This is a genomic window from Kiritimatiellaceae bacterium, from assembly GCA_013141415.1.
GTDB lineage: Bacteria > Verrucomicrobiota > Kiritimatiellia > Kiritimatiellales > Tichowtungiaceae > Tichowtungia.
In genome coordinates, this window is the sequence record JABFQY010000003.1 from 368,628 (window position 1) to 394,356 (window position 25,729).

General features: G+C 50.4%; 15 protein-coding genes. 1 reads left to right on the forward strand and 14 read right to left on the reverse strand.

Translation table 11 applies throughout. The features are described 5' to 3' along the window. Positions 1–26: 26 nt before the first annotated feature. From HOO88_05850 to HOO88_05870, 5 genes are all read right to left on the reverse strand, one after another. Positions 27–2,288, reverse strand: a complete 2,262-nt coding sequence (locus HOO88_05850; GenBank protein ID NOU36273.1) for a hypothetical protein — start codon at positions 2,286–2,288, stop codon at positions 27–29. Then, on the reverse strand, positions 2,285–4,516 hold the full coding sequence (locus tag HOO88_05855; GenBank protein NOU36274.1) for a family 14 glycosylhydrolase: 2,232 nt from the start codon (positions 4,514–4,516) through the stop codon (positions 2,285–2,287). Before HOO88_05855 ends, HOO88_05850 begins: the two co-directional genes overlap by 4 nt. 274 nt (positions 4,517–4,790) lie before the next feature. Next, the gene (locus HOO88_05860; GenBank protein NOU36275.1) at positions 4,791–5,864 is read right to left on the reverse strand and encodes a hypothetical protein; all 1,074 of its coding nucleotides are present in this window, start codon (positions 5,862–5,864) and stop codon (positions 4,791–4,793) included. 93 nt (positions 5,865–5,957) lie between these two features. Beyond that, complete coding sequence (locus tag HOO88_05865; protein ID NOU36276.1) at positions 5,958–6,488, reverse strand: hypothetical protein; 531 nt, start codon at positions 6,486–6,488, stop codon at positions 5,958–5,960. A 10-nt stretch (positions 6,489–6,498) separates the two neighbouring features. After that, positions 6,499–8,040 (reverse strand): hypothetical protein, encoded by a 1,542-nt coding sequence (locus HOO88_05870; protein ID NOU36277.1) that lies wholly within the window; start codon positions 8,038–8,040, stop codon positions 6,499–6,501. A 299-nt stretch (positions 8,041–8,339) separates the two neighbouring features. Here HOO88_05870 and HOO88_05875 point away from each other — a divergent pair, with 299 nt between their 5' ends. Beyond that, positions 8,340–9,434 (forward strand): hypothetical protein, encoded by a 1,095-nt coding sequence (locus tag HOO88_05875; GenBank protein NOU36278.1) that lies wholly within the window; start codon positions 8,340–8,342, stop codon positions 9,432–9,434. A 174-nt stretch (positions 9,435–9,608) separates the two neighbouring features. On the opposite strand, the gene HOO88_05880 is transcribed toward HOO88_05875, so the two are convergent. The 9 genes from HOO88_05880 to HOO88_05920 all read right to left on the reverse strand — a co-directional run bounded on the left by HOO88_05880 (position 9,609) and on the right by HOO88_05920 (position 25,667). Beyond that, positions 9,609–11,537 carry a hypothetical protein gene (locus tag HOO88_05880; GenBank protein NOU36279.1) on the reverse strand — a complete coding sequence of 643 codons (1,929 nt, stop codon included), beginning with the start codon at positions 11,535–11,537 and terminating at the stop codon, positions 9,609–9,611. Between the two features lie 40 nt (positions 11,538–11,577). After that, a complete protein-coding gene (locus tag HOO88_05885; protein NOU36280.1) occupies positions 11,578–11,916 on the reverse strand; it encodes a hypothetical protein in 339 nt (112 codons plus the stop codon). A 67-nt stretch (positions 11,917–11,983) separates the two neighbouring features. Then, a complete protein-coding gene (locus HOO88_05890) occupies positions 11,984–14,290 on the reverse strand; it encodes a hypothetical protein (GenBank protein NOU36281.1) in 2,307 nt (768 codons plus the stop codon). A gap of 52 nt (positions 14,291–14,342) precedes the next feature. Continuing rightward, a complete protein-coding gene (locus HOO88_05895; GenBank protein ID NOU36282.1) occupies positions 14,343–15,752 on the reverse strand; it encodes a sulfatase-like hydrolase/transferase in 1,410 nt (469 codons plus the stop codon). A 101-nt stretch (positions 15,753–15,853) separates the two neighbouring features. After that, complete coding sequence (locus HOO88_05900) at positions 15,854–17,539, reverse strand: sulfatase-like hydrolase/transferase (GenBank protein ID NOU36283.1); 1,686 nt, start codon at positions 17,537–17,539, stop codon at positions 15,854–15,856. An 86-nt stretch (positions 17,540–17,625) separates the two neighbouring features. Continuing rightward, positions 17,626–19,104 carry a sulfatase-like hydrolase/transferase gene (locus tag HOO88_05905; protein ID NOU36284.1) on the reverse strand — a complete coding sequence of 493 codons (1,479 nt, stop codon included), beginning with the start codon at positions 19,102–19,104 and terminating at the stop codon, positions 17,626–17,628. A gap of 124 nt (positions 19,105–19,228) precedes the next feature. Further along, on the reverse strand, positions 19,229–22,282 hold the full coding sequence (locus HOO88_05910; GenBank protein NOU36285.1) for a discoidin domain-containing protein: 3,054 nt from the start codon (positions 22,280–22,282) through the stop codon (positions 19,229–19,231). 41 nt (positions 22,283–22,323) lie between these two features. Then, on the reverse strand, positions 22,324–24,915 hold the full coding sequence (locus HOO88_05915; GenBank protein ID NOU36286.1) for a DNRLRE domain-containing protein: 2,592 nt from the start codon (positions 24,913–24,915) through the stop codon (positions 22,324–22,326). A gap of 35 nt (positions 24,916–24,950) precedes the next feature. Then, positions 24,951–25,667, reverse strand: coding sequence for a hypothetical protein (locus tag HOO88_05920; GenBank protein NOU36287.1), 717 nt, complete (start codon positions 25,665–25,667; stop codon positions 24,951–24,953). Between the last annotated feature and the right edge of the window lie 62 nt (positions 25,668–25,729).

Consider the following 25,729-nt stretch of genomic DNA (forward strand, 5'->3'; position numbering starts at 1 on the left):
TGGTGGTGGTTGATTCAAATCCCTATTTAATTTCCGGCTGAAAACACAAAGCGGCTGTATTTAAAAAGAGGCTCGGCAGACGGTATCCCAAGATAACAGCCAACACTTCCGCCAAACGTCGCCGAGCCGCCGTCACGCTTTACGCGGCTGACCAATATCTGTCCAGTCGAAGCCTCGCATATTTCAAATTTATAAAGACCATCTACTTTAAACGAACCAGTCCGAACGCCTTGAACTTTAATGCGGTACGATTTCCCGACTTCAAACCGGCCAGACGACTCAGCCCGGTCAAGTACGAGCGGCTTACCATTCCGATAATGGATGAACTGGCTCTCTGTTGTTCCGGCGCAGATTCTCACCACATAAAAGTCGTCCGGGCCAACATAATTAAATGCAATACCGCCCCAGGCCTGCATCCGACAGGCCGCAAAATCTGTTTCGACCGAAAATCGATTCTGCTCTTTTACGGTCGCTGATGGCGGATAAAAAACGACAGGCTTCCCTTCCGAGAAAAACAGCTCAAGCATCTCGCCATTTACAGCCGTATTCAGCGGCAGACTCTTCTGCCAGCCGTCAAGCCGGTCACGACTGAAGTCGGCAGAAAAAGCAGAAGTCGGCTTTGAAATTTCAAAAATCGTGTCATCCAAAGCCGGCACCTGGTCAAACACCGGCATCTCGAAATGATCTGTTCGAAACGGAACAGCAGTCAACCCTGCACCGTTATAGAGATTACAAAGCGAAAAATTGGCCCATCCGTAACGGACAGCAACAGGAGAACGTACGGCATCCGACCAGATGCGGACGGTGTCCGGGCCTATAATTTCAGCCTGAGCCTTTACGAATTTCCGGTCCGCGCCGCAGATCATGAATCCTTCCAGAGTGTCTGCGTCCGCAATAAAAGCTTCTGCATCTTCGCCCTGCTTAAGGCACATGTTTTTGTTCATGACCACCCTCTTTGCAGTAAGGCCTGAACCGACTTCCGAAAAAGTGATGCAGGCTTTTCCCTCTTTAAATTGAACGGATTTAATCATCGGACTGCGGGCGGCGATCTTTTGATCATCTAATGATTCAGCCAGCAACGCCAGCCGCTCGCCGACCGACTTTTTATTCTGCGGATGAATGTCTTTATATTCACCGGAATCAATCAGCACAACCATCCCGGTCTCCGGCAACTTGAGCGCGGAAGCTTGCGCCTCGCGCTGCCATGCCCAGGCCTCTTCGGTATTATCCCATGAAACCGCTCCATAAGAAGGCAACTGAACAAACAGGAACGGGAAGTCATACCCCCAGGCCTTCCTCCAAGTTTCAATCAGGTCTTTGAACATGACCGGATAAGCCGCGATGTCTCGATCATCGGATTCGCCCTGATACCAAATGACCCCGCGAATAGCAAAACGGGTCAATGGATGAATCGTGCCATTGTACAGATAAGATGGCGCCCGGATGGCGCCCGGATTATCCGCCCGAGGCGTCCACTCCGGATTTTTTTTGCTGAGAAATTTTGCATATACGTCACGGCCTGCCATTGCACTCATCGGAAGCCACATATTCACCTGTGTACCGCCACGATTGGCATAAATCAGGCCGATCGGCACACCGGTGTCCTGCTGAAGTTTCCGCCCGAAAAAACAGGCCGTCGCTGAAAACGGCGCGGCAAACCGCGGCGTCATGGACTGCCATGATCCGCTGAAAGCGCCATCTATTGTAACCGTATCGGTCTGGACTGGACTGCCGACCCCCTCATGCTTGCTTTTGAACAGTCTTACCGCCGGGCCCTGCATTAAAGGAATATCGCTTTTCAGTGATGGGTAGGTTTGCATCACACTGGCCATATTCGATTGACCGGCGCACAACCAGATATCGCCGACCAAAACATCTGAAATCTGAAGCTTGAACCCCGGGGTTTGAGAAGTAACGGTCAATACAGACGGTTCGGATGACGCACTCATTGGATCAAGTTTGACCATCCAGTTGCCGTTTTCATCCGCTTCTGCCGTCTTCTTCTGCCCGGCGAATTCGACGGTGACGATCTGTTTTGGCTTAGCCGTTCCGTACACCGGCACCGGCATGTTTCGTTGCAGAATCATGTGATCGGTGAACAGTGCGTTTAAAGCAGGCTCAGAAGATTTTTCTCTCCCCACTTCTGCCAGTGCCGGACTGCCGCCCTGTACGAACATTGCCGTTGATACGCATGTGATAAACAGGCTTCGCCTGAAAAATCCAAACAAACTGTTCCGCAGAGCAATCAGCTGGCGAACAACATTCAGCCCTTCTGAGTGTTTGATCATCGATTTCTCTCCCAGTAAATATATTCCGGAACGCCCGGCTCAAGCTTAAGCTCCACGGACACGGCATTTGTCGCGATCAGACCGCCTTCACCATCAGCCCACCGGTAAATATTTTCTGCTTTTTCAGGCAGACAAATTGTTTTTGCGCCGCCGCTGAAGGACTGCACCATTAAAAAGTTTCCGGACGCTTGAATGAAATCGGGCGCATCAAACTCGTCCGAAACCTGTCCCAAATAGAGGTGACAGCCCGCCTTCTTAAACAAAGCCCGCCAGACATCAACGCTCAGCCGGGATGTGCCGAGATAGACCGAAGTCCAGTCCTCTTTCACCTTCCAAGCACAGGACGGTTCGCCGGTTGCTGTATATTTGGCAAACACAACCGCGTTGGAGTCAGACACCGTCAGATATGGATTCACATCCGCCAGCACCGTGCCGGGACAGGTTGTTATAAAAGAAAGGTCGCAGTTGTCGCCCAGCACTTTTTTGTATTTCCCCGGCAGCAACGTATCGGGTATCAGCCGCGATTCGGGATTAACAGGCTTCCGGTGCAGCTTGAGGTCTATACCGCAGAATCCGGAAAGCTCCGGCGGACGGTTTTCATCGAACAGATCCGGCAGGTAGCAGAAAACCACCATGCGTCCGCCCTTCATAAATTTTGTCTGAAGGGCCGCTTTCTGTTCCGGTGAAATGTGGTATGGCGTTAAAAGGATTACACAGCGAACGGAGTCCGGAATTTTATCCAGATCGCTTTGCAGATAATAGCCGCAGGTGACATCGACCCGCGCAAGCATCAGGCGCGTCTCATAGACCCAGCGGCCAAAAACCGAGCGAGCCGAAACCTGCTGCCAAATTGGATAGGTTTCATCAAGCACCACCGCCACTTGAGGGCGATACGTTTCGTCCAGATGCAGGGCCTGCTGGAAAGCAAACGCTTTGTTGTACCACTCCCAGACACGCTTGTCGTTAAAGCGCCCGTCAGAGAGCAAATCCTGCCAGTGCATGATTTCACCGTGCGCAATCGTCACGCCCATATTCCGTTTCAAAACGGCCATGGTCTGTTCAAAGTTAACCGTACGCTGCGGCCAGCCGGGGGCCCAGTCACAATCCGGAGCCACCGCTAAATGCGTATAGGAATCCTCCTCGAAAAATACCGCCTTGCCATTCAGCCGGGCGCTGTCGTGCGGACTGATAAAATCAATGGGCAACCCGAACTTGCGGTTGAACATATTGTAGGAATAGGAACAGCCGTAGAAATCAACGTATGGGGAGGCGAGCAGCTTTGACAAACCGAGATGGCCGCTCTGCTGCGGCCAGGTGTCGTTCCAAGCGTGTTCAAACAGATAGCCGTAAAAATAGCCGACAAGGGAATGCCCGCCGGTTTTTTCTTTGATCGTTTTGGCGATTGAAAGCATCAGCTCCGGACAGCGCGTATTAAAAAAGAGCGCAAAATCAATTTCACGCTGTTGTTGTGACGGGTCTCTGAAAACACCAAAGGTTCCTTTATAGCGCTCGTCTTTGGACGGCAATTTGATTTCCGAGAACTGATGGTGCGCCGAACCCCAGGCCGCATTCAACTGATCAATGGAACCGTATTTCTGCGCGAGCCATTGCTGGAAAGCGGTTGCCATCAGCGGGGAATAGCCGCCGGATTTTTCCAGCTCCCACATGTGCCATTCACCGGTGAAGTAATAGAGAGGAATCACTCCGATAAATCGACTGGCATATTTTGAACCGGCAATCAGATCAAGCAGCTCGCCCATGCGCCCTTCGGTTTCCGTCAGCCATTTTTCTGAAACCGGCGAAGCAATGTCCTTCACCGTGCTGCCGTCCGCGAACATATACAACTGATCCGGATTGTTTTTGTACCAATCGGAGGAAACCCCCATCCAGACGCGCGGAAGGATCAGCGCATCAGGGAACGGCTCACTGAATTTTTCCAAGGTTTGGAGAATCTCATTGGAAGAAGCCGTGCCCGGCAGCAGCAACTGGATTGAAAGCACACGAAACCCGGCATCATACGCCTTGCGCATGCCTTCGAGAGCTAACTCATCGCGCTGATATTGATTGTTGGCATAATAGATCGTGGCTGGAAATTCCTTCCCATTCACAACAAAAAGCGGGCCTTGAGGACTGGACGGAATAACCCTCGTTTCAGGGAAATCCGGCGATGCACAAACGCCTGCGCACCAGCCTATCATGACTAAAAGCGAAACTATTTTCTTCATCATGCTCCCGAACGTAATGATTTAATTTCTCACGCATCTTATAGTCCTTGGCGTTCCGGCTCTATATGTATTTGCGTATGAAATTTAATGTTTTTCGTATTTTAAGGCCGGTGGCTGCAGTTTCCGGTCACCTGTGCGGATAACTTTGGCACATTTTGCCGAGGGAGTTTGGGGCGCGAAGGATTAAAGCAAATTGCTGCCGGATAATTCCGGCAGCAATCTTTAGAGACGGGCCAAAAGCATCTCCCTGACGACCTTTCCAGCGTCTCGAAGCTGATCAATAGATCGTTGAGGCGGATAGCCATATCCCCTTATAGCTCATGCTGAAAGGATATTTACTCCCGTCTTTATTAGGATCTAAGCTGGCTTCAATCCCCACGTTGACCGCACTCAAATAGTAGTCATTTGGATTTGTGGAATACTGACGATGTCCATTAGTCGGATGGGCAGTCAGATAGGCGTTCATGTCATTGATAGCCAAAAGCAACTGTGCGCGGCTGATTGTAACGCCGAAGGATTGAAGCGTAGGCCAAGTTGTTGTTTTTGAATCCGAAGTTCCCAGCCGCGTACAGTATTTTGTACCGCTTCCAAGATAACTGAAAACCGACATCTCACCACTGCCGATTTCACAAACTCTTTCGCTAAACCCTCGCTTATCAAAGTACATGAGGAGGAAGTGCATCGCCTGAGGGGTCACCCCGGCTTTTCTGTCGATTAAAATAACGACCGCTTGCCCAAAACCAATCGCGCGACTTCCCTCAGCTTTACCATAATCATCGTATAACGGCACCGCGGCATTGAACTCAAATGCGAGCTTAGCCGTGGAGCTATTCGTGAACGGTTTAGGTTCCGTGGCCATTGAAAAGGCATAGGCATAACGCAGGCTCGGCTGCAGCCAGCCATCACTGGGAACCTCCCAGTGACGCATGTAACCTCCCCATGCGAAATTTTCTGCCTGCATCGCCGACCTTACAAACGGAGCGGGCCCGCAAGCCACTTGAGAACGATCGCTATCAAGTGCGTAGTTGGCCGGGGCAAAGCCGGTGTACGCGCCCACATTCCAATGGCACGCCGTTGTCGCAATGTTGGTAAGATTCCAGCCCGCCATGTAATACACATTCCGCGGCAACCCCTCAGATACAACCCGTATATCGTCCCGGCTCCGATCAACGAGATTGGTTATCAGGGTTGCCGTTGTCATCTGCGTATGAAGAACTTCGGCTCCCTGCACATGCAGCGCCGCTGCGGTAATAATCACAGCAACGAAAGAGATCGCGGAACACCGGGAGTGAACTGACTTGATCCCGCACAATTGTTTCTCTGCTGAATATTTCTCACAGCTCGCATTCATAGCAGCTCCCTTTCATTTGTTCGTTTTAGACTTACAACTCCTGCTTAGGCTCACTCTATCGCATCCCGTTCATCTCTTTTTCTCGTGTTAAAATTAAAACAGATAATTGCCGGACGAGGCCGGAAGCAATCCTTCGGCATGAAGCCGCTGGTCAACTCCGGCGGAACTGAAAGGCAGTTGGGGTTGTCCTTCACGTACGGCTTCAACCTGATAGTCCTCAATTTCTTTTTTGATCCACTCCGGATCGGCCCGCAGATCGATCAACCGCACAATTAACGCCTGTCGCAAGGACAGCGATTCAACCAAAGCAGGCTGTTCTGCCTGAGGAGTTTTTGTTGAAAGAGCCAAGCGATAACACTGCCCGCCCTGCTCGACAATGGCGGTTCCGGCGGATGGCGATACCGAAACCAGCATAACGCCTTCTTTGGATATCCCAGGCGCGAGCAACAGGCTTCGTCCTGTATCCGAATTCGAGAGACCGGCGCATTCCGTTGCGCCGTCACAAAGCAAAGTTAGATGATACCCGGCCACATGCTCTGCTTCGATCGGGCTGTTACCCAGAGGAATTTGAGCCTCCGCCTGAGTCAGCCAAAAACAAAGCAGAACCTGTGCAGCTTTTTTCATGCCGTGCGTCCTATTTATTGTGCAGATAGATATTCCGCACCTTCATCCCGCAGTTCCGCTCATCGGATTCGCCATTCGGACAAGCCATCTCCATAGCCACATTGACGGACTGTATCCGCCAGTCGTCGGGATTGGTCGAATAACGATAGGTGTTTGTGGTGGTTGCCAGATAGGCATTCAGGTCGTTTGCGATATTAACAATCTGGTTGCGCGAAACGGAAAAACCAAAAGGCTCCCAATTCGTATATACGTTCGTTTTATAGCTGGAGCTGTAACCCATCGTAGTCGAATACCGAGTACCGCCCGGCATCGTCCGAACTGTGGGGGTTGCCGTCATGGCGTCCCACCCGATGTTTTCTCCGACAAATATATAATCACCGCGCGGATCAAAAAACCGCCAGCTCAGCCAGCATGCTTTTGAAATAGACGTATCGACCATATAGTTACAGCATAACGTATATGGGAGCGCACTTCCGGTCGCGCTGAGAGTGTCTACGGAAGAGTCAAAATTCCAAACCAATGTTGCACTGGCGCCATAAGAAGAAGATTTCCAAGCATAGAGATACGGACTGCTGATCCGATAGGTGATGTAACTTGCATAGATATTATTTCCGCCTGCAGGCAGAGGCGGACAAGCCCATGAATTTATAAACACGCCGAATGTTGAAGCCTTGATCTGCAGTGCAGACTTGCCGTAGGTCGCATTGCTATTGGCCGCCTGATAGAGCGTTTTTGTACCCGCTGGATAATAACCGGTAAAGTCGCCAACAGCCCACGAGACTGGATTCGTTACGGTGCCCTGCTTCCAAGTAACAACCTGAAACTGATTATAAACCGCGCCGGTCGTGTCACTGTAAATATTTCCGGCAATGCCGTTAAGCGCCTTTTGATCCGCATCAATGTGCCTGGTTCCCACACTGTTTTTCAGACGGAACTCATCAAAGTCACAAAGGCCGGACGTTCCACAAAATCCCCCATAGCCATCTGAGCTGTTACTTGCGCCGCTATTAACGGCAGTCGTTGCAAAGACAACCGTTTCAGTTACGGTGTCAAAAATTTCGCAGGCATATTGGTTGGCATTTGTGGATGAGACGGTCAGCCGGTACGGCCGGTTTTGGACAGGTGTAAAAGCACTGGGAACACTGAGAAAAGCGGTTCCATTGGGACGCAAAAACCAAACATCACCGATACCGCTGTATCGGAAAACAACCCCCGTTTTCGTGCTGGTTTTATAATTAACAACCAAGCCGATCGATGCGGAGCTAGAGGTTGTATCCAGCATAGTAAGTCCTGTAACCGTAAACTGATTTGTTCCACCGGAATTTAAGGTTGTCAGCCCGGTGTTGTAAATTGTCCCGGCGCCGGTTGTGCTTACGATCTCCAGCTTATTGCCACTGATTTTCCAAGTAGAGGCGGTGTCGGAATTCCAATTTGCACCGATAACCGACGGCACTTGAGCGGCAGAGGCATTCGCGGTGTCGGCCCGGTTGAAGTAGTCTACTGTGATATCTGAATAAACACATTGAACCGTTACGATCAGACCCAGAATCATCCATATACGCTTCATACTATCTCCTTTTTGTCAGGGAACATGAGGACTTATGGCAAGCTGTACATATCATTGATGATTGAGCCTCCTCTATAGACGTTTCCGTATAAATTTTAATGTTTTCCAAACCGGCAGACACAAGCCCCACCTGAAGAGCATGCGGCTTTTTACAGGCTGACGAAAAACATTAAGATTAAAACGGGAAGCATTATAGACGAGCTTCAGATTGAGCGATCTACTGGCGAACAGCGGGTAGAGCTATAGGGTGATACAAACTTAAACATAGCGACGAAAGGTGGATCATGAAAAAAAGGATAGCCGGAGTGATGAGTGTTTGTGCCGCATTCGCAGTCGTACAGGGTGCTGAACTTTTGCACACCGTGATGAGCACCACCACGCAAGTAACCAATATTGTCGGCCGAGCTTATGCTGACACCGGCACCACTCCGCCACCAAAGGGTGTATATTATGTTTATGCATGCAGCCTGGGTTATATAACCAATTCGGTCTGCACCTGGGATGTGGGCCAATATACCGCGTGGCACGCGACGAACTACTTTCCAGGCACCAATTGTCAGGTAGCCATGAACGGAAACAATACACCGAAGTCCGCCATGCAGGCGGCAGGTTTTGGCTGGGGCGGCTACATGCGCCATTACGAGGTTCCTTCTCTGCCGGTATGGCAACAACCCACGATTCGCTATTGCTATGCCTTTACCAACTACGCGGAACCATCACCATTCGCTTACGGAAATACAACAAAACTGGTGGGCGAGTTTGATTGCACTATTCCAACCTACAATTCGAGCACTCTCGTTACCGGCGGAGAAACATTCAAATCGCTGGGGTGGGGATATTTGTCGTTTATTTTGATCGATAGAAAGGCTGGAGTGAGCGCCCAACCTCTAAGTTACTGTGCTTTCTTTTTCGATACACGAGGAAGTTACGTGCCGGGCAGCGGCATTGCAGTACCCGGAGGAATTTCAGAGAGTGCCTATCAAGTGGGAAGCGGAGAAATGATGGTTCGCACCGTTTTTTCACCCGCTACCAAGTATTGCACGCTTGAGACTGGTTCAGTGAGTTTTAAGACCAATACATTTTCAAGTCAGCATTTTGGCATCTCAATCAGCCGGGCGCAGTTACTTCTGGCAATTACAAACCTCAATACATACATGGCGGATTATCGTATTGCACATGGCGGAGCCTCTCCGACAAACAGGCTCGGCATAGCCTATCGTGATTATTCCACAAATCCGGATGACTATCGCTTAGGGGCCGTCAATGTCGCCGTAGAAGCCGCATTGGACTTTGTTAAATCGGACGGAAGTTTAACGCCTACGATTCCTTTCAATATGGGGTTCAGCGGAAAACAGATGAAAGCCAAGTCCGTCTGGTAAACAGGAGCCGCATTGAATGCAGGTGCAATGGAATGCCATTTGCACCTGAAACAGTCACCCGACAGGGAATCATTCTATGCCGGTCAGGTTCTGATTGTTGGCACTCCGATTCAACGCCAGGCTGCCCCCGGATAAATTCGAACCCTGCTCTATATTCATCGTCCCCATTTTTGATTATTCGCTGTAGTAGTAAGCCTCATCGCCATAGAGTTTATCGGCGCCAACCTGAATCCAGTTGATATTCACATTGCCGATGACGCGGATAAACACCCATCGTTTGTAAGTATACCTTGGTGCGATTGCATCAAACCGGGCGCCTGCGTTTATGCTGACGGTCTGATAAAGGTCTGGGGACGCTGTATTGTAAATCGCTCCGGGTATATTGGTTGTTATGATTGTATCAAAGTTCCGATTCCGGAATATAATCCTTGAATCAGATGTAAGCTGGGAGCCCAGTGTGGTGCCGGGCGTAATGGTGAAGACGACATAATTATTTTCCCCCAGCGAATCATCCACCTCGCAAAGGGCCATAATTTTCGCACTGCTATCCCTGAAATATGTGCGGATTTGCAGATTATCCTGATGAGCGTAATGCTTGACCGGAAAAACCATCAAATCATGCATCCACTCTTGCCCGGCAGGGGTCGTAGAACACTGAAGAATTCTATTCGTACCACTTACAACAACTGCCGCATTAGACCACATTTCAACAGGATGTTTTCCGGCGCTGTTAGTCCAGTTAAAGTCAATAAACCTTCCGACCTCATTGAGAGAAAGCTTATCGTCCGTCAGCAATATCCCGGCCCCCGCTGCGAGAGTGACATTGGTATTACTATAGAGATTTCCTGTGCGATCGTATTTCACTCCGGATACATAGTACGTTCTGGGTGTGAGCCCGCTGTCGTGCGGATGAACCAATACGATCCCTTTACTAAAAACTCTTTGATACAGACCTGAAGAAGCCGACGGAGTCATTAGCGTACTGTACGATCCTGCACTGCCTAGATAGTTGGTCTGCATATAAAATTGATCGGCGTACATGTCGAGACCGGCACTTCGTCCGCCTGCTGGTGTTGTCCAGAAGGTGTAGTGGTATTTAAAGGAGTGTCTGCTCGATGCGCCCAGCAGGTAGCAGGAAAACAGATACCTCTGTTTATTATAATTCTGCGCGTAGGTATCGTAAGATTTCGCTCCCCGGGCAAACACCATCAAGTGTTTTCCACGCGCGTTCATATCAATCATCGCATCGACCTGAGTTAAAATCTCCGCGAATGAATTGGTGACTATGATGCCGTTGTCAAAATCACGACATCCGAAAAACTCAATTATCGCACCGTCTGCATAATTGGACAGCAGATGCAACTGAGACTGTTCCCACTTATATTCATCCGGAGCACCTCCCGTTGAGCTTCGTGGATAAAACAGCCCGTTATAAAATGAAATTTTCCCGCTGTTGCGAATATCTCGAGAAGCCTTATCGAAGCCATCGATATAGTTTGCGCGCCACACAGGGTCATTCGTTGCTTTGCTCTTCAGAAGAGTTACATTCGCCGGATCCCGGTTCATGGCGAGATCGAACGCGACTCCGTCCGCGCCCATATTGGTGATCATACTGCGAACTTTGCCGATAAACCATGCAGTGTAATTTGTGTTCGCAAAATCACCGAATGATTCGTCTGAATTGTTGCTAATAACCACTCCTGATGCATCTTTCACTCTTGGCTGACTGTAGAATTGTGTTTTCCCCAATGTGGACCAGGTTATCGAGGACGATGGTCCTGCCATGATTTTGTTACAGTAGTTGAGCGTACGTAGTGATGGTTTTATGGTTCTGATTCGCCCCTGAACAGCGGCCATGCCATATCCATCGCCCGGGTCAACCCCATTGGTGGGAAAGTTGAGCACGATCCAGTCGGATGATGTTTTCGCTATCGTACGAACTGTAGCTTCGTCGAATACGCCTCCAGATCCTCCCGCAATCCAGAATGCTGTTTTTACGGCCACCGCAGGTGGCTCTTCATATAAGCTAAAAAAGAACGCTGACAGCTTTCCACTGAAACAGAAAAAAAAGAAAAATAAATAAATCCAGATTCTATTTTTCATTTTTATGTTCTACCAAACTATCTTAGAATTGATATGAGTTTCACGAATTAGCCTTAAACGACTCCCGGTCATGAATGACCGAACCTTCATTTAGGGAATAAGAGGCTTTAGAACCTTTTCCACCGACCTCGGTTTGAAAGGTAAAATTCGGCAGTTTGATGGATGCATAGTCATAACCCAGATTTCTGAAGCCGAGAATGGTAGTCAGCATTTTTTGAAGTTCTTCCGGGCAGTCCGGTGGAAGCGGGCCGGCGAATTGCTGATAAAGCGGCCAGTTCAAGTAAAACTCAAACAATGTCGGGCGGGCCGGGCGCTTGTTCTGCAGTACGGCGAGAATATTATTAAAATCAGGAGCTGGAACGTATTTTTCAATAGACATACCTATGCTTTTAATTCTTTGTTAAACTGGGTTGTTAAAATTAAATCCTACTGCTCTTTTATCTTCACTATTTCATGAGAACTACGACCTTGAATTCGCCATCCTTTTCATAAGGCAGCAAATTTCCTTCCCACGGCTTTTCGTTCACGATGATTTGAGCAATTCCTGACTGGCTCCGGTTTGGATTGTTCACGGAAATCTCATAACGGCATCCCCGAAAAATCCGGATAACACTGTAGTGCTCCCATTGGCTGTGTATGCAGGGCTGAATCCGAAGCCCCTCAAAAGTTCTCCGGATACCCAGCATATGCTCGGTAAAGGCAAACCATACCCAGCTGACCGTGCCGGTCGCCCAGAACTGGTGCGCCCGGCCCCCTAGATAGGGATGAAACATGGCCGCTCTGGAATTGGTATAGGCATAGGGAGTGCAGTCAGCCTGTGTATTGCTTTGATCTGCCGACCCGCCCGGAATGATTTTCATCAGCGAGTCATGCGCCCTGTCACCGCGTCCGTGCTTCAAGTCGGCAACGATTTTAAATGCGGCAGCATGGCAATAGCAGGAACCGTTTTCAATGTATCCGGGATGAAAGCTTGTGAGGAAGCCGATATTTCTATCCACCTTGGTATAGGGAGGTGTCAACATCAGGGGCCCGACCTCCGAATCCAGCATTTCATCCACCGCCTTGAAGCATTGAGTCAACCGCTCGCCTTGTGCTATTCCTGACATGGCCGCCCATGTCTGCGGATTCAGGAACACCCGGCCTTCCTCATTGCGATAACTGCCAACAACAGATCCATTGTCGTCATAAGCAAAACGATACCACTCTCCATCCCATCCGTTCTTGTTCACTGCATCATAAACGTCAGTCGCCATGCTTCTTATTTCATCAGCCAGAATTTTATTCCCCTGATATTCTACAAGTTCAAGGGTCTCTATCAGGGCGTTGTACAATGCAATATTAAGCCAGACCCCCTCGCCACGCCCTGCTTTTCCTATATTGTTAGCACTGTCACACCAGTCTCCCTCATGAATCAGCGTCAGATTATGCTCGCCCCGATCGCTCCATAAGAAGCGCAAGGCCGCCAGCAGATGCTCGAGAACGGTACCTTCCCCGCCGTCATAATACGGACAAACCACTTCAAGAACGGATAGGTCGCCGGTTTCCTTTATATATTCGTTTACAGCCAAAGGAATCCAGATGGGTCCGTCGGTATAAAATTCATCACTCAGAGCAGTGGAGGCGGCATCCCAGGCTCTCCGGCATCGGCCACTGCCATACACATAAGCCATTGCTTCTAACAAATTTTGCCGCGAAATGCTTGCGTCGATGGAGCAGACACCCATGGTATCCTGCAACACATCTCTGAAACCCCGGCTATATACCCTTGTCCATAATGCGTTCAGCAACAGGTTGTGTTTAGTCCAATAATTGAAAAGCCTGTTCAGGTTTTCATCGGGAGTATTGATTTGGTATTTCCCGAATACTTCGTCCAGATACCCCTGATATTCGCACAAAGCGGCATCCAGACCGCCTGGTTTTAAATACCGGCTGATTGCACTATGGATCTCTGCCTCATCTTGAAAAACAGCCAGAAGCAACTGTATTTCTCTGGTCTCGCCAGGCTCCAGCTCTACATCCAATTGCAAAGCCCCCGTCAGATCGTTATCCACCAGTCGCTCGCCAACAAAGCCTTGATTCAGGATGTTGTCGCATTGACCTCGTATAACCGCCGCGGGTCTTTCCTTATTCCTTTTAGGCCCCAAAAAGAACTCGCCGACTGTAGAAAAAGACGAGATTTTAACATCTGCTGCCAGATATCCGTTAAAGTACGGGTATTTGCAAAATGCATCGTTACCATGATAGACAATCGCATTTCGTGCTGAGTCAAAAGATAACTTTGTCTTCTTCACGAGAAAGGGCGTTGGATAGCCTGCCAAATCCACCTCTGTATAGTTAAAAACCGTTAATTTTCTGGGTGCACCGCCGATATTTTTAACCCGGACGGTATAAGCCTCGCCCTTGAGGTCGGTAGGGACGCTAAGACGCACGGACAGCTCCAGTCCATCCCAAACATCTTTGTAAATACTGTATCCCATACCGTATACTACCTGACTCGAAGCCTCGCTGGTTCCCATTCTATAAAAGGCCCCACTCTCCCTGTCCCGTATATAAAAATATTTCTTTGAGCCATTGCTCAGAGTGGATCGAAGGCCCCCTTTGTGCTTGTAAAAGCTTTTGACGGTGAAATCCTGACCGGCATTGCAATAAAAACTTTTATTCCACATGAGGTTTTCCCATCGTCTGGGAATGTCACCTGGGGCCGTGATTACATATTCTTTCCCGTCAGGGCTGAAGTGTCCGTAGTTTTTCATTCTTACTTTCTCTCTCTAGTTATTTCCAAAATCCCGCTGAAATCAATGACGCTTAGGGCGCCTCCTGCGGCCACGGATAGTCATTCTTTCCCGCATTTTTTTCGAGCGGACCCGCCGGAAGAGTCTGCTGCCACGCAAGCACCTTTTTGCTAAGCCGCACTGCAATCTCCGGCTGATTCGCTACTAAATTACTCTGCTCACTGGGATCACTCTCCATGTCGTAAAGTTCGATCCGATTGCTGTCCGGATTCATCAGCAGCTTCCACTTCCCGTCGCGAATCGCCAAAATCGGACTGCCATTTAACGGGCGATTATATACAGCATCACGCCACTCCCACATCAGAGGTACGGTGCGGAGAAAGGTTTTATCACCTTTAAGTGCGGGCACGACACTCTGTCCGCGCAAAAGCAGCTGTTCTTTTCCCGGAATCGCCGCGTTCGCAAGTTCACAGATCGTTGGCAGCAAATCTGCACCGCTTACCACGGTTTGCGTGTTGACCTGTCCGGCTGGTGCGCCTCCTTGCGGCCAGCGCACTATAAACGGCACACGTGTCCCGCCCTCATACAAACTGCGCTTACGTCCGCGCAAAGGTCCGGCACTTCCGGCCGCCGACCAAGATGCACCAGCATCAGTTATATCCTCTGGCCCGTTATCCGAAGTCAAGATTACGACGGTGTTCTGTGACAGCCCCAGTTTATCCAATTCATTCAGCAACCGCCCGAGCTGGCGATCCATTTCAGTTACTGTAGCAGCATAAACCATGAACGGTGATGTAAATCCGGGCGGCACACCTTTACTGAACGATTTCATCTGCGCTTCCGAAGGTGCCAGCGCCGCATGCGGATCGTTGAGCCAAAGCTGACAGTAAAACGGCGATCCTGCTTGCTTGAGAATGTTTAACTCTGAAATCGTCTCATCGACCAGCACGCGGGATGCACGGGGTCGCTCAGCAAGATCCCAAAGATTGGTCGTTCCGCTTATGCAATCAATCCATTGTGCAACGCCAAACCCGTACACAGAAAGTGATTCGCCCGACTCCGGCGGGCGTCCCAAATGCCACTTACCCACATGCACCGTCGTATACCCCGCCTGTTGCAGCAGTTTCGGCAAAGTCTCCGCCTGAGTACTCAGAAAATTCGGCATGCCTCGATCCGCATTCTTCTGCTCTTTCAGCGCCAAATGCCCGTGGATCCCTAATTCCGACGGCCAGCGACCGGTGAGCAGTGTCGCCCGCGAGGGCGAGCATACTGACCCTCCCTGATAAAACTGCGTGAACAGAGTTCCCTGCTTCGCTAACCGATCAATTGAGGGCGTCTTGAATCTTAGATTTCCGTAACAACTCGGATCACCCCACCCCAAATCGTCGGCGAGAATGAACAGAATATTGGGGCGGGTGCCTGCGGTATGGTTCTGCGTGACGGTTTGCGCACTGGCAGAAAGCACCGCTGGGACCCCCGCCATAGCTACGGCGCCTAGACCAACGCTCCGGAAAACTGATGCTCTTACTTTTTTCATTTCTATTGTCTCCAATTCTTAACAAAGCTCCTGTGCGAGTAACCGCCCTATTTTTTCAGGGGCTCGATATCTAAATAAATAAAACCTGGATTCACCAAGCCGTATCCAACCTTACTTACAGAAGGAACGACCTCGATGAATACATCGAACCGGTGGTCGCCCTTCTTGAAAACAACGGGTGGAATATCGATCCCCTTAGCGGCATCCACCGCTTGTTCGAAAATCAGCTTGCCATCCATATACATCCGGCATAGTCCGTCCGGTTTCCGATACGGCTCCCCTTCGCGCAGACTGATCTTGCAGGTGACATCCTCCGGCGCAAACATGCGCCAGCCGCCAGGCGGGTGCGCACCATTTTCCAACACCAGTTTTTCCGATGAGACCTCGTACGGTAACGGGCCGAAACCCCGTTCACTGCTTACTTCATCGAACCAAAGGGAATATGCTTTGCGCAGAGCGGCAACCCGTTCGGGAAATTCTGCCGAGAGGTCATTTTTTTCCTCCCGGTCGGTATCCATACGGTAGAGCTCTTTACCGTCAACAAGCTTCCAATTCCCCTGCCAAATGCAACCGTTGTTCCAGCGTCTGGGTTTATCGCCTTCGACGGCAGGCCGGCGATCCTGTTGCATACAGATGGTCCGCTCACCGATTGAATCAGCCTGCCCCTGAAGCAAGCTGCGAATATTAACTCCATCCAGAACCCGGTCTGCCGGCAGACTTCCGCCGGAATAATCCGCCAGCGTAGGGAACAAATCCATGACGCAAACAGGCGCTTCTACAACCGTACCGGCCTTAAGTTCGCGCGGATACCGGACAAACATCGGAGAGACGATTCCTCCATTATAAATGGTTCCTTTTTTCCCGCGCAGACCGCAATTGTATCGGTCCCCGTATTTGAGTTTCGGATTGTTCCGCATGGCTCCGTTGTCGGAAAAGAAAACCACAAGGGTCTGATCTTTCTTGCCGGACCGATCCAGTGCATCCAGCAGGCGCCCGATATTAGAATCCAACCGATCCACCATGCCGTATACTTCTGCATCCCCATCACCGAGACACGGGGTGGCGCGAACCGCCTCCAGATATTTCAGACGGTTCTCCTCTGGCACCATCGGCCCTTCGATGTCGTGCGGCAGCTTAGATGCTACATACATAAAAAACGGCTGATTGTTCGTACGGGTCACATAATCAATCGCCCGGTCAAAAATGGCATCGTCCTGAAATCCCTTGATCGGAACATCCCGTCTCCCATCCGGACCGGAATAACAAAACGTTCCGTCAAACCGCTGGTTATTATCAAACCAAACCTCTTGAAATCCTTGATTTTCAGGGCGAAATGGATGTGCATCTCCCAAATGCCATTTCCCGAATAAAGCAGTCCGGTAACCGGCGGCCTTCAACATTTCCGCCAGTGTTATTTCGTCGCTGGCCATAGACTGGCGACCCAGATAGGTATCCCAAACGCCGGTTCGATAACAAAACCGCCCAGTCATTACACAGGCCCGCGTCGGCGAACAAAGCGGAGTGGTAATGAGGGTTTTCACATATACGCTTTGTTCCTTCAGCCGATCAAGATTGGGAGTTTTAAGAATCGGATTTCCAAAGCAACTGAAGTCGCCATAGCCTTGATCGTCCGAAATAATCATTAGAATATTTGGCCGCGCATCTGCCTCCTTCGTTTCCGCCCGGCACAAAAGACCCGCCCATAAAAACAACCCTATTTTAAACCTTCTCATAATCCTTCTTTTCCTTTGACGCCGCACCAAGTTCCACATGATTCAGATAAAAGTAGTGCGGTGTGTTCCCAGACTCATGACAGCAACTATTGCTTCTCTCCATCTCCATTTTCATGGGCTGGATCCAGACAATCCGGCGCAGGCGTTCTTGGTAAAGCATCTCCCCATGCTTTCAGCCGTTTAAGAAGATCGGCTGTTATTTCCGGATACTGTTCAGCAATATTTTTTATCTCATAAGGATCTTTGATGAGATCATACAGCTCCGTGCGTCCGGTAGCGTACTCATAGACAAGCTTCATGGCTCCGTCCCGGATTGATAAGTTCGCCCAGTCATGAGGTTGCCACTTTGCATCCAGCGTGGCTTTCCACGGGATTTCTATTCCCTTAAAATTAACGATATCCGTATAAAGAACGCTGTCAAAAACGGGCTTTGTGCGCAGAATCTCTTTCCCTTCAAGAGCCGGCAGGAGATTTTCCCCATCAGAAACATACCCTTTCGGCAACGATATCCCGGCCGCGGCACAAAGAGTCGGAAGCATGTCCACTGCCGTAAGCAACGTGTTGCGGTTTACGTAGTCCGCCGGAACCTTCCCCGGCCAGCGGATGAAAAACGGAACTCTCACGCCGCCTTCAAATAAACTGCGTTTACGCCCTTTGAACCCTCCCGTTTCGCCGCGCGAACCGAAACGGTCATCTTTCGGATTCGGCACCATAACTTCCGGTCCGTTATCACTCGTGAAAATGACAATCGTGTTGGTGCGCAATCCGTTGTCATCTAAAAATTTAAACAGCTCTCCCAGAAATCGATCTGCATTGCCCAGCGATGCATAATAAGTTTGCTCCGGCTCAGGAATCTCCTTATAGGGCGCCCGATATGATGGAAGCGGATCAAACGGAGCATGTCCCTCACGGATATGCAGATTTACAAAAAACGGCTGCCCTTTATTTTTACTGATGAACTCCATTGTTTTGCGAACCGCCATCTCACTGCGGATTCCCACGGAAGGAAGCCCTTTCCCCCGTGTTTTCCGATATTCTTCCGGCCAGTATTCCTCTCCCAGATCAACGATCTGCGGACCATTACGACTGCTCCATATACATGCGTCATCATACCCATATTGAGTTACAGGCGGCGCAGAAGGCGCGTCTGCACTTGCAAGATGCCACTTGCCATAGTGTGCCGTTGCGTAACCGGCTTCCTTGAAGAGCCGGGGCAGCATCACCGCATTGACATCCAGCCAGTCCGGCGCGGGATATCTCCTGCTCTTTTTCGCATCCAACGCATGCTGTATGAAAAAACGACCGGGGAACTGCCCGGTGATAAAGGCCGCCCGGCTCGGTGAACAGATCGGGCTGTTCACATTAAACTGGAAAAAATCCGTCCCCTCGCGCGCAAAACGATCCAGATTCGGGGTCTTCAACACCGGATGTCCGTGACAGGAAAGATCCCCCCACCCCCAGTCGTCGGCGAGAATAAACAGGACGTTGGGGCGAGTATCCGTATTTGTATTCTGCACAACGGCTTGCGCGCTGGCGGGGAGCAGCGTCGGAAGACCAATAGCCACGGCACCCAACCCAACATTCCTAAGAACTGATATTTCCACTCTTTTCATTTTTGTTTTTCCGCTTTGAACATCAAATACTTTTTTTCTTGCGGCTTAAAAGCGAGCCACACCCGGCGCGTATTTGTTATTGCGTTAACAGGCGCAGTTCCGCGAAGTTCATCGCTTCTGATACCGTCTTACGCAAGCGGACATAGCTGTAGGCTGTCGCATTGGTCACACTGCCGACCCAGGTTGATTCGGATGGGAAGGCTGTACTCCCCTGACTGGCCAACTGTACCCAGACGATGCCGTTAGTGGATCCTTCGATAACAAAATTACGCCGCGCGACGGGCTGATCCCATCCCTGACGGGCCACCAACTCAACCTGCCGGAAACGTATGGGCCGGTTGAACTCAATGCAATATTCCGGCTTGGCTCCGCTCCCCTCGGATCCAGAAGCCCAAATGGTATTGGTGTCGTTATCAACACCACGGTCGGGCAGATAGCTTCCATTGGTAGAACTGGTCGTGGAGCTCGCAGAAACCTTGCGATTGAGCGCGACGTTTAAGATGGTCGGCAAAGGCGCGGCAACCCAGTTTTTTGCACCGATCCACTCGGGCTGAATCCCCGCACGGTCTTTTACCGCCTGATCCTGAATGTCGTTATTCGTTGAAACGGTGTTGTAATACTGTGCCGCCTGCGCCGCTGTAATCGGGAAACTGGGAATAGGCGTACCATCAGGAAACGTCGTTGACGTTCCGTAATTGTGAAAAAATACGGACGGCCAATTTGTGTCAATATTTTCCATTACATTCCGCTGAGCAATCACATCATAAGTGCCGCTATCAAAATACAGGCCGCAAATAGGCTGAATGCTCTCTGCATAAGGGCTCCTTACGATGTCTTTCAAGTAATTCTCGAATATCCACAGATCATCCTGATGATTCCCATAGGTATAAATTCCAGCTCCGTCCTGAACATATTCAAACATGTCATGAATATAGTTAGCCTTGATCTCGTTATCCCATAATGGAGCGTTGGCATAGTCGGCGCGATTAAGCCCCCATCCCCATGAGATGCCGCTGTAAGGACCCCCGTCAATTTCGTTGTGGGTAATCAGATGTCCCGGCCCCATCACACCGACCAGCGCCGGTGTCATTTCGTAAACAGAGCCGGAGTTCTTCATATAGTTGTTTACGATGCGGCAGTCCTGAACGTATTCAGTCGCCTGGTTAAACTGGTTTGTATCGAATGTCGAAGCCGCGCCATAAATCTCAACCGCCGCGCCGCCGACGTCCCTGAAATAACAGCCTTCAATATCACTGCTCGTTACACTCTTATAAAACCCCAGCGCCGTTGTCGCAAGGCGGTAGAACCGGCACCGGACAAAGTCGATCCGATCCGCATTTTCCACCAGAACGGCCAGCGGAATTTTGGCGCGATTTCCGTTTCGATCATAATGGCCGACCGCCTGCGTACCGAGAAAGCCATAGCTGGTCGTTTCATTCCATGTGTTTTCAGAGAAGTTAATTCCCCGGAAGACAATGTCATGAGCGCGGCTAGTCAGGGTTGTGCCTTTGACTTCCATAACCCGGTCTCCGAGCGGAACCGCCACCACCAGATTGTCCGTCGTTTCTCCGGTGCGATGTTTATAGTAAATATATTGACTGCCTTTCCAGAACTCACCCTCTTGATCGATGAACGTCGGCGAATTCTGAAACCGGTAAGAGTACAGTATGTTTTGATTCTGATACCAAACGCCGTAATAATCGGCGGTAAAAGTACCACTCGGATTGTTATTAAACATGCGATTCCGCTCGGAAGTCCGGGGCTTTAAATAAACATAGCCGCCTGACTCATAAGCCGATTCGATCCGAGCGATGGTGTGCGCCCATTTATGATAAAGTTTAATTTCCACCGGGTACCCGGCGGCAAGTGCATTCGTGGCCTGTGTGACCAATGTGCTTTTAGCGACCCGGATCGTATTTGAAATGCTGCTGGATGTGTTGGTTTTGATAAGAGCCGCTCCGCGCGTCACCATATCCGAACGGGCCAGAACGGCGGGGGTGCCGGGGCCGTTTATACCTGTTGAAAGATCCCGGAATAAATTGGTAACCGTCGCGACGGACCACCAATACGAAGGGCCCACATTCCACCCTGTAACAATCTGCTTGCTTCGGCTGATCGCCGGAAAACATCCTTCGTCATTGCGATAGATCACTTTATAGCCGTCTTTACCGGAGTCGCTTTCATTGAACACCAAGATGGAATCCATACAATAAAAGCCGCTGGCTAAGACAACTTCCACGTCTCCATACCAAGTGCCGGTTAAATTCCTTATTTTATCGCGAGCCCCTGTAAGTGTCGTCGCATTGGCCCAGTTAACTCCGCTTGCACTTTCGCTGCCGTCCACTTTGACATAGTAGCTCTTCCATGCCGGCTCCGGAATGCTTTCAATCTGAATATTATCGATATTGAATTTACTGCCCGACTGCCCAAGAGCCCCGCCGGTTCCAAACGTGAACGTATCGAGAAAGGCTACACCACTCATGAAACCGAGGCCGGTCTTGTCAATTACCAATACGCCATTGGTGGTGCTGCCCTGTCCTTCCCAAACCTTTATATCAAAGGTATCGGAGCTGCTGCTCATCCCGTGAACTGCAATGGCCACCCGGTACCAATAACTTGTGGACAATACATAGGAACTCACCGCCACCAGACCGCTTCCATCATTGTATTTCATCGTTCCGTCTCCATTCATGAGATTCACCTGTACGGCGGGAGTGGCTCCAGAGTAGAGAAAGAGTGAGGGATTCTGGCCGTTGGTTCGAACATTGAAATCAAATGAAAAAAGCATGGCATGGTTCTGGGTATCAAATATGTTGGAAATTCGCTGATTCGCCAAAGTGGGTGTCGTGTTGCTGTCATAGATATACAACGATCTGCCGCCACCGCTGAAATAGGATGATATTCCGCCGATACTATTCGTCTGACTGCCCGTCGCGTTGACAGCCGTCCACCCATCCTGTCCAATGATCGGAGCCAATACGTTGTAACTCTCAAAGTCCTCGGAAAACAGGATACCCCCGTGAGCCGATCCGACGGCTGCGAACAAAAGGGAAAACAGAATACTCCCGTAAGCCGCCCCAGCGGTTGCGAGCACAAGAAACCCAGCGATTACTTTCTTAACTAATCTCATGGCCTATCTCCTTTTGCTTGTTTTTCTGACTGTTGAAAAAATTACAGAGCCGTCCGGTGAATCAGCACCAGTTCAGGCCGGGAGTCCTCATACGCTGTATTGCTCAGATAAAAACCGGGGGCATTGGTCGAACGATCATTGACGACAACCATAAAGGTAACGCTGTGATCCGTATCCTGATTGATCATCGCCAGTCCCTTGGCATTCAAAGGAATACTGAAGGCGGTCTGAGACAGGGTTCCCGCCGGAACCGTAACCGATGCGGCGAGCGCGGTGTCGGCTGGCACAAACGGATTCGGATTGGCTGCCGGATTCCATGCCTGCGACGGGACGCTACTCGCATTGTGCGCCGGCGCATTGTTCCACGTCAGCGTGTTTTCTGTCCAGCCGGTCTCCGCCGCCTCATTAGTGATCGCCACAATGCTGTAGCTGTTGCCCTCAGAACAATTGGTGGTAATACCCAGCTTGAGCGCGGCCGAAATCGCTACGGGAACATTGGCCGGCAGGTTAAACCGATAGTAAATAACCCTCTTGAAAGTCCCGGTCCCATTCCATAAACATCTGCCATTATAGGTGGCGCCAGCATAGGTGGTGTCCGGCTGATCTGCGGCAATGTAACCCGATTCAACGGATACAACCGGAAAGGTATGCTCAAGGGTCTTCACCAGTCCCGTCCAGGCCGCCTCTCCGTAAAGTCCGGCGGCGGCATAATTAATGGCCTGGAATCCCAGAGAAAACGCCGGCGAATTGGTCGGAAGAGTAAAATCATCCGTAAGCGGGTTTACAAACAGAGGATCGGCCAGCCGGGAATGCACGTCGTGCCCTGCCGCCTTCCACTGCGTAAATGTATTGGATCCAAACAGGATGTTGGTCGGCGTATTCCAATACAGGTTGTAGTCCATCTGCACAGGATGAGTGGCGTCCACGGCGCGATAAAACTGATTTGTCCCGTTGCAGTAGCTGATATTGCAGTTGATGTAGAAGTTGGTGTGTCCGGACGGAGTATTCGTGCCGGCCAGTCCAGACTGGTAAAGATAGCCGCAGTAAGCAAAAATATTATTCCGTGCCGTGTTGTCCCACCCCATATTCCGCATCAGCCCCACCGATTCAGCCCGGTACACCAGATTGCTTTCAAACAGCATGTCGCAGCCGTACGCGTCGGCATAAAGACCTTCTCCTCCATACTCGTAACAGGTCACGTCGTGAATGATGTTGTTGCGAACCACTGTTCCCGGCGACTTATTCACCAGATAAATGCCCGCCAGATCACTCAGCACATTCCGCCCGATATAACCGATACGGTTATATGCAATCAGGTTGTTAGAGGAAGAACCGGCCGTCGTGCTCCATCCCCAGCCGACCGATATGCCGGTGTAGTCCTGATCGGAAATTTCATTGTGCGAAACCACATTGTTCGCACTGTTTAAAATCCCGATCCCGCAGCCGCCGCGGAAAACACGTCCGCAATCGTGGATCAGGTTGTTATCCACCGTAATCCGCTGTGTCAGTTCGGCGCTCGGAACCGGATCCGGATAGGACATCGTTCCCGCCTTCAGAGCGGAGCCGCCGATGTCATAAAAGTGATTCTTTTGAATCAGTACATCCCGGCAGCCGTCCTCCAGCCAGACGGCATCGGCACCAACATGCCTGAAAACACAGTCCGTGATGGCTGCCTCTTGCAGATAATCACCGTGCACCGCATAGGAGCGCATACTGCGGCCCAACTGGCCATCTGCTGAGTTGGTACGCGGTATATCCCAGCCGCAATGTTCAAACACAATCCCTTTTACGGCCACATGGGTCACGGGCTGGCCAACCGTTCCGGCAAACAGCAGCAGATTGCTGACTGCCGGAGCAACGGCGTTTGTAATCGTCTCCCCCTCTTCCAGTATGTAATAGACCTTGCCGGCCGACTTATCCAAATACCACTCGCCCGGAGCATCCAAAGCGGCGCGGTAGTTTTCGATAATGAACCGGATATCCGATGTAAAACGGGTGATCGGATGATAGGTGTCTGCCGCCAAATAAACCAGATTGGTCGTATAGTCCACATGGGTGATCGCGTGCAAAGAGGTGGTCCAGGCATGAAAAACAGTCATATAAATATTCGTGATATCAGAAGGCGAAGGCACCCCGTCAAGCTGACCCGCTTTGAAATAAAAGCGGTTGTAATTTTCCCGGTAATTCGTATCCGTAACCTTAGCCGGGTTATATGCGCGAGCGCCATGATACCAGCCTTCGTTCGGCGTGCGGGCGCGCGTTTTACGCTCCCCGTTGATAAACAGTTGTCCGAAATCCATCCCCGCCGGAACTGTCGCGCTCCACAGCCCGTTGGACACCTGCTGCCATCCGGCGATCTCCGGACCGCCGCTGATCACGGCATTCCCCGTATGTTCCGCTTTCAGGATAATCCCGGAATGCTGCGCTCCGAAAAAGAGCGGGTTGCTGATCCGGTAGCACCCGTCTTTCAGTACGACGGTGACCGTGCGTTGAGACAGCGCAGCGGCTTTGTCCAGCCCAACCTGAACGGAGGCCACCGGCTGCTCCGCCGTGCCGTTATTCGCATCGCTCCCGGCGGGAGAAACATACACGCTGGTTTCCGTGCCCTGTAACAACAGGAGTAATCCCAGCATTGTATTGAGCGGAGTTCCAAACATCTCAACCTGCATCAAGGCTGTTCGGATAAAGGGGCTATCTGAATATTATCGAGATAAAATTCGCAACCGCCTGTTCCGGCATTAGCAATGGTTCCGAACTGGAAATGAGTAAGGGCTGCGCCCTTGTTCCGAAAAGCAAGCCCCTTTACATTGATCACCTCTGTGCCGTTCGATCCGCCGGCTCCCTCCAGAATCCGCAAGTCATAGGTGTCGGAGCTTCCGCTAAGATCACCCATTGTAATCTCTACATGATACCACAGACCCGTGGATAATTTATAGGAAGCAACGTCTTCCAGTTTTTCGGCACTACGATGCCTCACTGTTCCCGTCACATTAAAAAAATTCAGCGACAGAATTGCTTTCGTTCCAGCAAACAATGTAAGCGAAGGATTTTGCACGTTCGTTAAAACATTATAATCGAATGAAAAAACCACCGGTTCGGACAGCTTTATCGATTTGTTGACCACGAGCAAATTAAGCAAGCTGGGCGCATTATCTTTATCTGAATAAAAAAGAGATTTTGATCCCCCGTTAAAAAATGATCCCGCTTCAACAATTGATTGTTTCTGTTTCGCCGTCTCGTCAACCGTTGTAAAACCATTCTGACGGCTGATGCTGCTCCCCGGCTCATAACTCTCGAAGTTTTCGGAAAATATACTGTTGCCACAGGCTGCTCTGACTACGATGAGCATGATGGCAGCAACTACTGTTGCTTTGGACAATTTCATTTTTCTTTCCTCCTGATTGAATGTTTATTCTGCCCGCCAGCCTATTGACCTGCCGTAACAGC